At 51.9% G+C, this 13,027-nt stretch carries 10 protein-coding genes and 1 riboswitch; of the genes, 6 read left to right on the top strand and 4 right to left on the bottom strand.

Annotation, left to right across the window (positions count from 1 at the left end):
- Window positions 1-104 precede the first annotated feature (104 nt).
- Entirely contained in the window at window positions 105-572 is a 468-nt protein-coding gene (locus IMCC21906_RS03500; RefSeq protein WP_156165978.1) for a hypothetical protein, read from the bottom strand.
- A gap of 31 nt (window positions 573-603) precedes the next feature.
- Between IMCC21906_RS03500 and IMCC21906_RS03510 the strand changes: the two genes are divergently transcribed.
- A protein-coding gene (locus tag IMCC21906_RS03510) for an IS3 family transposase (protein WP_369795754.1) occupies window positions 604-2,150 on the top strand; the annotation gives its coding sequence in 2 pieces (ribosomal slippage) (window positions 604-1,066 and window positions 1,066-2,150; 1,548 coding nt in all).
- Window positions 2,151-2,162: 12 nt separating this feature from the next.
- Here IMCC21906_RS03510 and IMCC21906_RS03515 read toward each other — a convergent pair.
- On the bottom strand, window positions 2,163-3,152 hold the full coding sequence (locus IMCC21906_RS03515) for an OmpP1/FadL family transporter (protein ID WP_052763346.1): 990 nt from the start codon (window positions 3,150-3,152) through the stop codon (window positions 2,163-2,165).
- A 131-nt stretch (window positions 3,153-3,283) separates the two neighbouring features.
- Window positions 3,284-3,404, top strand: a riboswitch (TPP riboswitch).
- Window positions 3,405-3,475: 71 nt separating this feature from the next.
- Here IMCC21906_RS03515 and thiC point away from each other — a divergent pair.
- The 5 genes from thiC to IMCC21906_RS03540 all read left to right on the top strand — a co-directional run bounded on the left by thiC (window position 3,476) and on the right by IMCC21906_RS03540 (window position 9,381).
- Window positions 3,476-5,377, top strand: coding sequence for a phosphomethylpyrimidine synthase ThiC (gene thiC, locus IMCC21906_RS03520; RefSeq protein ID WP_047011015.1), 1,902 nt, complete (start codon window positions 3,476-3,478; stop codon window positions 5,375-5,377).
- Between the two features lie 85 nt (window positions 5,378-5,462).
- The gene (thiO, locus tag IMCC21906_RS03525; protein WP_047011016.1) at window positions 5,463-6,527 is read left to right on the top strand and encodes a glycine oxidase ThiO; all 1,065 of its coding nucleotides are present in this window, start codon (window positions 5,463-5,465) and stop codon (window positions 6,525-6,527) included.
- A 58-nt stretch (window positions 6,528-6,585) separates the two neighbouring features.
- Window positions 6,586-6,789, top strand: a complete 204-nt coding sequence (gene thiS / locus IMCC21906_RS03530) for a sulfur carrier protein ThiS (protein WP_047011017.1) — start codon at window positions 6,586-6,588, stop codon at window positions 6,787-6,789.
- 2 nt (window positions 6,790-6,791) lie between these two features.
- A complete protein-coding gene (locus tag IMCC21906_RS03535) occupies window positions 6,792-7,583 on the top strand; it encodes a thiazole synthase (protein WP_047011018.1) in 792 nt (263 codons plus the stop codon).
- 208 nt (window positions 7,584-7,791) lie between these two features.
- Window positions 7,792-9,381, top strand: a complete 1,590-nt coding sequence (locus IMCC21906_RS03540) for a carboxypeptidase regulatory-like domain-containing protein (RefSeq protein ID WP_047011019.1) — start codon at window positions 7,792-7,794, stop codon at window positions 9,379-9,381.
- A gap of 56 nt (window positions 9,382-9,437) precedes the next feature.
- Here IMCC21906_RS03540 and IMCC21906_RS03545 read toward each other — a convergent pair whose 3' ends face one another.
- Together IMCC21906_RS03545 and IMCC21906_RS03550 are read right to left on the bottom strand one after the other, a co-directional pair.
- Entirely contained in the window at window positions 9,438-10,367 is a 930-nt protein-coding gene (locus IMCC21906_RS03545; protein WP_052763347.1) for a tyrosine-protein phosphatase, read from the bottom strand.
- Between the two features lie 28 nt (window positions 10,368-10,395).
- Window positions 10,396-12,879 carry a TonB-dependent receptor gene (locus tag IMCC21906_RS03550; RefSeq protein ID WP_047011020.1) on the bottom strand — a complete coding sequence of 828 codons (2,484 nt, stop codon included), beginning with the start codon at window positions 12,877-12,879 and terminating at the stop codon, window positions 10,396-10,398.
- Window positions 12,880-13,027 lie beyond the last annotated feature (148 nt).

Below are 13,027 nucleotides of genomic sequence, written 5' to 3' on the forward strand. Positions count from 1 at the left end.
GTAGGCTGCTTGGTGTTAGGGATGGCGAAGAATTAACGATGTAGGCTGCTCGGTGTCGGGTCGGAGCAGCAGGGCAACCGGGTTTTCACAGGTATACACTGCGTTTAAAACTGAAACCGATATCCCAACGACGGAGTAAACTGCCGGTTACGTGCTTCTATCGCTGGAGTGCTGCCCACGGTATTGCCGGGGTTCTTAATGGGTTTAGTCCAGGCAAAGGTCATCCCCGCCGTAAATTCATGACGCTTTTGCCAGCGGTAACTGCTGTTCACCACTAAATGATTTTGGGTGATGGTGGGAAAAGTGCCGCTGAGGTTTTCGTTTTTTACCAGCTGTTGCAGTGCGCGGGATAGGCCACTTCTCAAGGTCCATTCTGGAGAGGGTGACCACTCTGCGCCAAGGGTGATGGTGGTAGCGTGGTTAAAGCCAAGGGGGATCAGCACGTTCAGGTTTTGGCCATCGAACAAACCGCCTTCTGCGGTGAAGGCAAAGGCCGCATTGCCCAGCATATGCTTCCAAAAGCTCCTGCGAATACCCCCTCTGTCAGGATAGTTGTCGTGTCCAATTTTCAATTAATACTCGGGGGGCGCTCAGGAATGAGCAATGAAACAATACCCAGAAGAACGCAAGCAGGCGGTGCTTAGAAGAATGATGCCGCCAGAAAACACCCCGGTACGCGTGCTATCAGAAGAGACGGGAATCTCCGACGTGACCCTGTATCATTGGCGCAAACAAGCCCGATCAGGAGGGATGGTAGTGCCAGGGGATGGAAGGAATCCGGAAGGTTGGTCGCCCGAAGACAAGTTTGCAGTCGTGCTGGAGACCGCCGCTCTGAACGAGGCGGAGGTGGCCGAGTACTGCCGCAAGAAGGGGCTGTATGCGGAGCAGATACTGGCGTGGAAAGAGGTTTGCATGCACGCCAATGCCACGGCAGTAGAACAGGCCAGGTCAGCGCGGGATCAGGCTCGATCGGCGAAGAAAGAGATCAAGGAGCTGAAGCGCGATCTGCGTCATAAAGAGAAGGCGCTGGCGGAAACCGCTGCGTTACTGGTGCTTCGAAAAAAGATGCATGCGATCTGGGGCGAGGGAGAGGACGAATGATTAGCACCCCAGATCGCGAGCGAGCCGTCAGGCTGATCAAGGAAACAACCGATGCTGGTGCCCGGACCTTCAGGGCGTGCGCAGAAATGGGCATAGCCATGCGCACCTATCAGCGCTGGACCCGGGAGGGGGATGTTAAGGCAGATGGTCGCCCTGGTGCGACCCGTCCGCCACCGGTTCACAAACTGACACAGCAAGAGCGCGAGGCCGTGCTGGTCGCCGTGAATAGCCCAGTACACAGAAGCCTGCCACCCAGCCAGATTGTACCGGCCCTGGCGGATGAAGGGTGCTTTATCGCCTCTGAGTCCACGTTCTATCGTGTGCTTCGTGAACAGAGCCAACAGCAGCACCGGGGCCGCAGTAAGGCACCGACCGCCAAGCCACTCAACACGCACTGTGCCACCGGCCCGAATCAGGTGTGGTGTTGGGACGTGACCTGGTTGCCCGGTCCTGCCAAAGGAATCTTCTTCTACCTGTACCTCATCCTCGACCTGTACAGCCGCAAGATTGTGGGCTGGGAAATCCATGAGGGAGAGTCCAGTGAACTGGCGTCAGAACTGGTAACCAAGGCGTATTTACGTGAGGGTATTGCCGGTGTACACCTGGTTCTGCACTCGGACAACGGCAGCCCGATGAAAGGCGCGTCACTGATGGAAACCCTGTACCGACTGGGTATCATGTCGTCCTATAGCCGCCCTCGGGTCAGTAACGATAATGCCTATGCTGAGTCGATCTTCCGAACGTGCAAGTACCGCCCTGATTACCCTTACAAAGGCTTTGCAACACTGGGCGATGCCCGGGCCTGGGTACTCCAATTTGCGACCTGGTATAACCAGGAACACAAGCACAGCGGGTTGAAGTTCATCACTCCGGCGCAACGGCATAGTGGCCAGACGACAGAAGTCATACAACAGCGAAAGGCCGTTTACGAGGCCGCGAAAGCAGCCAATCCGAAGCGCTGGTCGGGGAGAACTCGGAATTGGGATTTGCCAGAAGAGGTCTGGTTGAATCCTGAGAAGGAGAGTCGCAGCTTAGAGGCCGCTGCGTAAAAAACACGACAACTATGCTGACAAACAGCGAATATCGCCAACCAAGCTGAATTTTGAGGAAAAGGCATGGGAAAACCCTGCGGTGATCGAGGCGGGGAGTTGCAGGTCTTGGAAGCGTCCTGAGCCATTAAGCTGTATTTGAGTGTTGAGAATGTCGATGGCGGTAAGCTTGCCCTTGCCGCGAAGGTCGGCAATATGGGTTTCGAAATCGTAGCTTATCGCCAGATTGGTTTTAGCGGTGGCTTGCCAGCTGAGGCCTAGCCGACCACCGATGCCCCAGGCTTGCAGCTCGGAGTCGAGGGGGTCTTCTTTAACAAAATCCAGGTGTACTCCTGCGAGGGTGGGCAGGGCTGTCAGTGCTGCCAGACCACCGCCGACACGGCCTTGGTTGCTGAGCATTCGTATCTGTTGAACGTCATACAGCGTGGCGACGTTTAAGCCTACTCGCACAATATCGACGGCAGCGCCAAACTTTAGCGTATCGGTGGCCTGCCAAGCGAGGGCAAGGGGGATTTTCAGGGCAAATATTCTGGAGGTCGTATCCAACCCGGTCTCGACATTGCCTGTGGAGGTGCGGGATAAAAATGTGCGGTCTCTGTATTCGGTGCCAAACCCGGCTGCGGCAAACGCGCCAATGCCAAATGCCCAATTTTCTGTGCGATAGCTGTAGGCAATTTCGGGCAAATCGTAGGGGCCGCGGTTATTTCGTTGATGGGAATTGCGGGCGAACTCGTGGGTATCAAGATTACGGATGTCGATATTGACGTGTATCTCTGAGATTTGCAGCATGAGTTCGTGCCCCGGCTTTTGCGACAGGAGCTCAGCGGGGTTAAGGATAATTGCCGCTGCCCCTGTATTGTGTGCGACGCCAGCGCCGGCAAGGCCTCGTGCCACTGGGCCAAAGCCCTCGATTCTTGCGGTTTCAACACTGTGGCCAGCGAGGCTGAAGGCAATCAACCCAGAGGCAAAGAGGGTTTGTAAACTTAAACGTTTCAATCGCATGCGGCGTTTTATCCTTAACCCTGTTGTTTAGCGGCGCGCCAATTATCCCCAAAGCGTGGGTTAAAGGGAAATTGCTTTGGCGTAGTCTGGTTTTCACTCTTGTCATCACCGTGGGCGAAGCCTACACTGCCTGTTACTTGTCGGGGCGCCCAGCCCAGTTGAAACATGACTGGCCGTGGCTGAGATCGTAATACGGGTCCCGTTGTACCTGATCTGGATAATGCCAGCGTAGGGAACAAGGTTCCGGGCGCAATCCGTCCGTCTCTGCGAAACCTTTTCCCTGCTTTTAATGCTAATACGCGCCCACAGGGCGAGGGGGAAATATGAGTTCATCTGATTATCCATTGCTGCGAGACACCGCCCAAGTAGATGCGGCGGCAGTGGAGCCGTTGCCCGGTTCTTTTAAAACCTATGTGCAGGGCAGCCGCGAAGATATGCAGGTGCCCATGCGTGAGATTAAACTGACGCCAACGCCGGTCGCTGCCGACGACGGTACCACCCGCCTTGAGCCCAACCCGTCGGTGTTTGTGTATGACACTTCGGGCGCTTACACCGACCCCAAAGCCAGTATCGATATTCGCAAAGGTTTGGCACCGCTCCGTGAACAGTGGATTGTGGATCGCAATGACACCGAACTGCTGTCAGGTGACTCGTCTGAATATACCCGCAAGCGGGCTGCCGATTTGAGCCTTGAGCAACTGCGTTTTGATCTGAAGCGCAATCCCCGCCGGGCGTTACCCGGTAAAAACGTCAGCCAGATGCACTATGCCAAGCAGGGCATTATTACGCCGGAGATGGAATACATTGCCATCCGCGAGAATATGGCCTTGGCCCAAGCCCAGGAGTCGGGCGAGCTGGGTGTACAACACCCCGGCAACTCCTTTGGTGCCAGCATTCCCAAAGAGATTACTCCGGAATTTGTCCGTGACGAAGTCGCTCGTGGCCGCGCCATTATCCCTGCCAATATTAACCACCCTGAGTTGGAGCCAATGATTATTGGCCGTAACTTTTTGGTGAAGGTTAACGGCAATATCGGTAATTCGGCGCTGGGCTCCTCGATTGAAGAAGAGGTTGCCAAGTTGACTTGGGGTATTCGCTGGGGCGCCGATACCATGATGGATTTGTCTACGGGCAAAAATATCCACGAAACGCGGGAGTGGATTGTGCGCAACTCGCCAGTGCCGGTGGGTACCGTGCCTATTTATCAGGCCCTGGAAAAAGTGGATGGCGTTGCCGAAGACCTGACCTGGGAAGTATTTCGGGATACCTTGATCGAGCAAGCCGAGCAGGGCGTGGATTACTTCACCATTCATGCCGGTGTGCTATTGCGCTATGTGCCGCTGACCGCCAAACGGGTGACCGGCATTGTGTCTCGAGGTGGTTCTATCATGGCCAAGTGGTGTTTGGCGCATCACAAAGAAAACTTCCTCTATACCCATTTTGATGACATCTGCGAGATTATGAAGGCCTACGATGTGTCCTTCTCGCTGGGTGATGGCTTACGTCCCGGCTCCGTCGCTGACGCCAATGATGAGGCGCAGTTTGGTGAGTTGCGCACGCTGGGCGAATTGACCAAAAAAGCCTGGAAACATGATGTGCAGGTGATGATCGAAGGCCCCGGCCATGTGCCCATGCAAATGATTAAAGAGAATATGGACGAGCAGCTTAAGCACTGCGACGAAGCGCCATTTTATACTCTTGGGCCGCTGACTACGGATATTGCCCCCGGCTATGATCACATTACCTCTGGTATTGGTGCCGCCCAAATCGGTTGGTACGGCTGCGCCATGCTTTGCTATGTAACCCCGAAAGAGCATTTGGGTCTGCCCAATAAAGACGATGTTAAAACCGGCATCATCACTTATAAAATTGCCGCCCATGCGGCGGATTTGGCCAAGGGGCATCCCGGTGCCCAGTTGCGTGATAACGCCTTGAGTAAAGCGCGCTTTGAATTTCGTTGGGAAGATCAGTTTAACCTGGGTTTAGATCCCGATACGGCTCGGGCTTACCACGACGAAACGCTACCCAAAGAGTCGGCCAAGGTCGCGCATTTTTGCTCCATGTGTGGCCCTAAATTCTGCTCGATGAAAATCAGCCAGGACGTGCGGGATTACGCGGCCAAGCAAGAGGCCGATGCTTTGGCATCAGAAGAGCTCGAAGCCGAAATGCAGAAGAAGTCTCAGGAGTTTAAAGAGCAGGGCAGCGAGATTTACAGCAAGGTGTAAACCCGGTTGATGCTGGCAAAGAGGCGCAGTTAACTCCGCCTCTCTATTGCCATTATTCGCTAACTCGCACTCAGGAGTCGTTGCGTTGAGTACGCCGCCCTTACATATCGGCATTGCCGGCGCAGGTTTATTGGGCCGGCTATTGGCGTGGAAGCTGTTGCAGCAAGGCCACAAGGTCAGCCTTTATGACAAAGGCAGCCGGGTCGGCGAAGGCAGTGCGGCCCGAGTGGCAGCGTCCATGCTGGCCCCCTATACCGAAGTGGTGCACGCCGAGCGGCAAGTGTTTGACTGGGGGTTGATGGCCCTGGGTTGGTGGCCGGAACAATTAGCGCGCTTGAATGCCGAGACGGGGCTGACGATTGATCATGCCATTAACGGCAGTGTCGCGGTGGCCCATGAGCTGGATAAGTCCAGCATGACGCATTTTTACCAGTCGCTAAAAACTTTGCTGCCAGACCGGCTGCAACACGTGCGTCAGTTGGACCGGCAACAACTGGCAGCGTTAGAGCCCGAACTGGCTGAGGGTTTTCAACAAGGACTTTATTTGGCCGAAGAGGGTTATCTGGATAACTGGGCGCTGCTCAGTGCTTTAAATGCCGCCATTGATCGACTGGGTGGTGAGTTTGTTGAATACGCCGAAATACACGATATTCAGCCCGGACAGCTGAGCGTTGGTCACGAGCAGCGACAGTTTGATTGGGTAGTAGATAGTCGTGGTATTGGTGCCAAGTCGGCGCTGCCGAAACTGCGAGGTGTACGGGGCGAAATATTGTGGGTGCATGCGCCGGAGGTGCAATTAAGTCGCCCGGTGCGTTTGATGCACCCCCGTTACAAACTTTATATTTCTCCCAGACCTCATCGACATTATGTGATTGGTGCTACCGAGATTGAGAGTGAGTCAATGGCACCGGTAACCGTGCGCTCGAGTCTGGAACTGTTGTCGGCGTTATACAGTGTGCATAGCGGTTTTGCCGAGGCAAAGGTCGAGCACAGTTTTGCCCATTGCCGCCCCGCTATGCCAGATAATTTACCCGTGGTTGAGGTGCAGCCAGGATTGATAACGGTTAATGGGCTTTATCGCCACGGCTATTTGCTCAGCCCCTATGTTGTAGAAAAAGCCTTGGCCAGCTTTGCAGACTTTGTCGTGTAATGTGCCGGTCTGTAGGATGACGTAGTCGTTTTTAAAAAACAGTGTAATTGGAATAACGATGATATCGGTAAGTGTTAATAATGATGCCAAGCAATGTGATCCTCAGCAGCCGTTAACCGTATTGTTGGCGGAGTGGGGGTTTGAACGTGAGAAAATTGCGGTCGCGGTTAACGGTGACTTTGTGCCGCGCTCGCACTATCAGCAGTTTACCTTGAGCGATGGCGACAATGTTGATGTGCTGGCACCGGTACAAGGCGGGTAATGATGAATACCGATAGTTGGACACTTTACGGGCAACAATTTAACAGTCGCTTGTTGATCGGCTCGGCACTGTACCCGTCTCCCAAAGTCATGCAGGAAGCCATTCAAGCATCCGGCGCCGAAATTATCACTGTATCCTTACGTCGGCAGTCGCCAGAGCAGGACGGGGGCGCGGGATTTTGGGACCAACTTAAAGAATTAAATAAAACGCTTTTACCCAATACCGCGGGTTGCCACACCGTGAAAGAAGCCGTCACCCTGGCCGAAATGTCGCGGGAATTGTTTGAGACAGATTGGTTAAAACTGGAAGTGGTCGGTGACGATTACAATTTACAGCCGGACCCCATTGCCACCATTGAAGCCGCCAATCTTCTTATTAAATCGGGCTTTAAAGTCTTCCCCTACTGCACCGATGATCTAGTGATTTGCCAGCGTTTGCGAGACGTGGGTTGTGAAGTGCTGATGCCCTGGGGGTCGCCCATCGGCACGGGCAGAGGCTTGATGAATCCCTATAACTTACAAGCTATTCGGGAGCGTATTCCCGAACTGCCTTTAATTGTGGATGCCGGTATCGGTAAACCCTCCCATGCGGTTCAAGCACTGGAGCTGGGTTACGACGGTATTCTTCTTAATACTGCCGTGGCTCAAGCGAATGCCCCGGTGATGATGGCCAAGGCATTTAAATCTGCACTGGAGTCTGGGCGGCAGGCTTTTTTGGCGGGTGCTATGCCAGAGCGGCAAACGGCTTCGCCCTCTACGCCAACTTTAGGGATGCCGTTTTGGCATCAACGCTAAGCTTTTCTAGGGAGGGAGATTTTGGCGATGACGATAGGTTTTCGTCAAAGCAAGGCCGCTAACGACGAGTAAAGCGCCTCAGTGAATTAGTTTACATCTAAGTTTCATTGTGATTTTATATTGGCAAATAATGAATGAGCTTGCTTATTGATTTCTCCTAAGGAATAGGAGAAGGACAAGAATTACTACACTACATGGAGGTTTCCTCATGAAAGTTTATAGACTTTCACTTTTTCTGTTGTTCCTTGTTTCGACTCTTCTCGTTGGCTGCGGCGGTGGTAGTAGCGGTGGCGGTGGCTCTTCTGACGTGGATACACCTGACGGTGTAGAAGAGCAGCGAACAGGGTCTGTCGCAGGTATTGTTTCCAACACGGTTACGGGTGAGCCGTTGTCAAACGTTACGGTTTCATCTGGTGAGCGAAGCGCCCAAACAGATAGCAATGGTGCGTTTGTACTTTCAGGAATTCCAGAAACATCTCGGGCTGTTATCCAGTTTGCATTAGAGGGCTATGAGTCAGCTTTCCGCCCAGCAGAAGTTAATGAAAATGAGCAAACTGATGTAACCGCACTAATGGTGCCTGTAGGTATCGCTGAATCGGTTGACCCTATGATGGGTGGTGAGATTGCTATTCCGAACTCTGCTGCGAGGGTGATATTTTCACCAGGTACGATAAATTCTTCTGAGGCAGTGTCGGTGAGTCTTACTGATATTGATCCAGCTAGTTCAGCAGGGAATATGCCCGGTGATTATACAGCAGGAGATGATGACAACCCGTTGCCAATAGAGTCGTTTGGCGCTATTTCGGTCAATATTACTTCCGAGTCTGGCGAAGAAGTCGATCTTATACCTGGCGCTTCGGCCACTATTCGTATTCCGCTCAGCTCTAGAAATGCTAACCCACCTACCACAATCCCTTTGTTTTATTTTGACGAAGAGACGGGGCGTTGGGTTGAGGAAGGAACGGCAACATTGCAAACCGTTGATGGGGAATCGTTCTACGAAGGGACGGTCGAGCATTTTACTGTATGGAATGCTGATGACTACTTGCAAACTGTACAGGTGATGGGTTGTGTAGAAAATTCTGACGGTGAGCGTTTAAACAATGTACGTATTACCTCTAACGGGATTGATTACACGGGTACTTCCCAGGCTGTTACTAACAGCGAAGGCGTGTTTACGATCCCTGTTCGCTCCAGTTCAAGTATGACTCTACGTGGACAAAGAGGCGGAGATATCACCTCTACTCGAGCGATAACAACCACTGGAGAGGATTTGGATATCCGAGAACAATGTTTGACCACCATCACTCTGGGTGAGCAGCGACCGATTTCTATTCAGTTAACTTGGGGGGAGCAGCCAAGAGACTTGGACTCGTGGTTATACCTTCCTGAAGGTGGCTATATTTCTTATCAAGATCGAGGTTCTTTGGAGGCGGTTCCTTTTGCTAATTTAGATGTGGATGATGTCAGCTCGTATGGACCCGAGGTGGTAACCATTTTGCGACCACGAGTTGGTCGTTACCGTTATTTTGTGGATAACTACTCAGGGACTGAGCCGGGGATCTCAGGTTCGCCAGCGCGAGTTGAGTTAACGACGACAAATGGAACTCGGGTTTTTGTACCCCCTATGGGTGAGACGCCAACGCAAACTAATTATTGGACGGTTTTTGATTTACTTGTTTCTGAAGATTGCAGCGTGACAGTGATCGCTGCATCATCACCCGTTTATAGCACCACATCGCCAGCGCGACCTGAAAATGATTCGGCAGCGCCTGACTTTTGCCAAGTTAATAACTAGAAAAAAACCGGGCAGAGAACCTGCCCGGTTTTGAAATTACCTTTCTTTAAACTGGTTTACTTTAGATAGATCTGCCGCAAGGTTTTGATATCGTCAGAGCTTAGACCTACCACCTGTTTTAAATAACCTTCTGCTGAGCCGTAGTCTGCTTCAATTTGTGCCAATGCAAATTCGATATAAGGCGTGTTGTCTTTTGTTAGAAGTGGTTTTGGCTTTTTGGGTTTACCATTGTCGGTGTACTTCAACATCATTTTTGCAAAGGCATTGGTTTCGGCGGCTTTCTTTAAGTCCACGTCGCCAGCCTCTATTTCGGGTTTTCTGAACTGCGTGGATAAAAGATAGTCTTCAATCACTTGTTGCTTTGGTACGCCTAATGCAGATAGCAGCACTGCTGAAGCAAAACCTGTGCGGTCCTGTCCGGCAGAACAATTCACCACCACGGCGCCGTCGTTATTCAGCAGGGCTTTATAATACAGCTTCATTTGTGGCTCAAACTGCTCGGGCATGGCGCGATAAAAAACCTCTGGGTTGTATGACGGTTTTTTATCTTTAGCGGTATTGGCAGCCATCATTTTGGCCATGCTGTAGTTGTGATGGCGATAATTGATCTCTTGGTTATGGCTTACCCAATGATTAGGGTAAAGCTCTAGCTCTTCATCAGAACGTAAATCCACTACGTCTGAAAAATTAAATTGATTTAAATACGCTTCATCTTTTTCCGTGAGGCCGCTCATCACGCCAGAGCGAAATAGCAGTCCCTTTTTTATTGTTTTGCCATCCTGGGTTTTGTAGCCCCCCATGTCTCTAAAGTTACTGCCACCCTCAAGAGGCAACAACCGTTGATAGCTGTCGACCGGTGCGTGTATCGGCGCTTGACTGGCCGGGTTGCTCGTTGCCGAATCGGCAAGGCTGGAGCTGCAAAAGTTTGCCAGAACGATACTTGCGACCAAAGCACTTGCCCGGCCAAAACCATTAAATTTACGCATACCTTATCTCCTTGCTTAGCTCTAATTGTTAAAAGTTAAGACGCAGGCCAACTAAATAGCGGCGGCCGTAGCTTTCTGATTGATTGATGGTGCCATTGGCGGCATAGCGAACATCGGTTTCATCGCTAAGATTGTTGGCGTTGAAGTACAGAGACAGGATGGCGCCATTAAAGTCGAAAGGCAGTTCGTAGCTAATCGAAAGGTCTACCCGTTTTTGTTCGCCCCACACTTCATTGGGGTCTTCGATAGGTGAAACCCATTCGTCGCGGTATTGGTAATTAACCCGGGCAGAAAATCCGTAGTTCTCGTAAAAAACGGATACGTTGTAGATCATGTCTGAGGTGCCAGGCAGGTCGAACTGGGTACCGTCTAAACCTTCAAATTCGCTGTCTAGCAAGGTCACATTGGCGGCAACACCAAAGCCATTCAGTGCAGGACCGATAAGGTCGATGGCGTGACCGACAAAGTTTAATTCCAGCCCCTGCATTTTGCCGTTGTCGCTGTTGACAGCACCGTTATATGTCCAGGTTTCGCCTGCCGCGCTGGGCAGGTAACGACCGCCGTCGATGGATGTGCTGTCGACGTAAATAACATTATCGATTTCTCGATAAAACGCCCCGGCGGACAGGATACTTGCGGGCGCGAAGTACCACTCCAGCGCAGTATCAAACCCTATCGCTTCTTCGGCCTCTAGATAGGGATTGCCGCCATTCACTTCCTGGTCGGCAATATTGACGCTGGCAGCGGCGCGCCACTCATCGTAAGTCGGACGGTTAACCCCAGTGGAGCCAGAGATGCGGAGCTTGATGTCGTCACTGAGATTGATGTTCACATGAGCTGATGGCAACAGGTTGTTAAAGTCATCGGCAACATCAATGGCGTTTCCCTCGATAGTGCCTTTGCTGCGGTAGTCGGTTTGTTCAAGACGAGCGCCAACCACAACGTTACCCCATTCAAACTCAGTGGTGCTCATGGCGTAGGTGGAAAGAATTTCTTCGTCAATGCTGATTAAGGACTCTGGGCCAGGGTTAAAGCCGTTTAAACCACCGGCCGCTTCCCAGGCATTTCGGAGTCCGGGGTTGTCGTAGTAGGTGCCGCCAATGGTATTACTGGTATTGGCATCCCAGCGCCGTCCGGTATTAAAACTGTCTATGTTGACTGAACCGGGAAATTCTATAACCGCAGGTGTGGAGATAAAGCCGTTGGCGTCTCGGTTGTCGCGTTGAACCCCAATGCGTAATACCGCGTATTGGCCAAACCATTGATAATCCCGTTCGGCATCGAGCTTAAATTTAAAGGCGTCAATGTCGAGGCGCTGGCCGTAATGAATACCGATGGTGGCGGCATAGTCTATCTCGGAAAGATTTTGATCCAGAAGCAGTTTGGGATCTTCAATGTCGCTCAAATCATAGCTTGCAATCGCGCTGCCACCAACGCTTCTTGGAATGGGCAGGTTCATGCTGTATTCGGTTTCGGCGCCGTTGACTCTTGCTTCAATGCGCCAGTTTTCAACTTGAAAGTCTGCACCGATAGTGTTGCTTAGTGTGGAGTTTTCGTAGCGGCCCGATTCCAGCAAGCGTGAAACGCTTACCGCTTTGTTGTCGGCACGGATGCCAGCTTCGGGGTCGTCGATGGCGAATACAAACTGATTGCGCTGTTCCTTGTCGACAAACTCGCTGTACAAGGTGCTGATAAATAAGCTTTGTAATACATCGTCGCCGCGATATTCAAAGCGGCCGCCGTAGGCGCTGTCTTCTCGGGTGATTTTGTAGCTGCGAAAATCCAGTTCATTAACAATAATCTCACCGCTGTCGCTGCGGCCTAAGTCGTACTCTCGGTTGTCGGTAATTTGTTCGCGGCTGTTTTCAGAAGCAAAGACGACAAAGCCATAGTTGTCGTTGGACCAGGATGTGCGTAGCCCTGACTTTTCAATATCGCCGCCGCCCAAGTCTTGCTCACCAAGGCCAATGTCGCCAGCCATTGACCAGCCTTCTTTTTCAAAGGGGCTAAAAGTGTGGATGTTGATAAAGCCGGCAACGGCTTCGCCGGGCATGCTGGGCAAAATGGCTTTGTTGGCCTCAACCCGGCTGGTGATAACAGAGGGGAAACTGTCGAAACGGGGAATGCGGCCATTTTCTGCCCCCGGTAGATCAAGACCGTCGAAGGCAATGCTGGTGTAACGGAATGGCGCGCCTCGAAGGTTGATATAGCGAGCCTGACCTTGGTCCCGCTCAATGGCCAAGCCGGGTAGGCGGCCAAGTGAGTCTGCTAGATTCTGGTCTGGAAACCGGCCGATGGTATCGGCAGAAATAATATCAACGTAGTTATCGGCCAGTTTTTTTGCTTCAAAGGCGGCTTGTTGACTGTCTTTTATTGGCGCCGCGGTAACGGTGACAAATTCCATTTGTTTTTTCGGTGTGGCTGCTTCCTGTGCTTGCAGTAATAGTGGCGCTGATGCGGCCAGTGCTACCGCAGTAATTTGCTTAAATCGTCGCTGAAATTGCTTGTCCATGAGAGTCTCCTTTTTGGGACGGAAAAGGGCCCTTGATTCACTCTGCGGGAATTTGGGTTGCGGAGATTCTCGGAGTTGAAGATGTATTCTGTGTGACAAAGATGTCTTTCTCGGTGTTAGAGATGTCTCTAAGACGGTTTCAAATTTT

It is taken from the genome of Spongiibacter sp. IMCC21906 (genome assembly GCF_001010805.1).
GTDB lineage: Bacteria > Pseudomonadota > Gammaproteobacteria > Pseudomonadales > Spongiibacteraceae > Spongiibacter.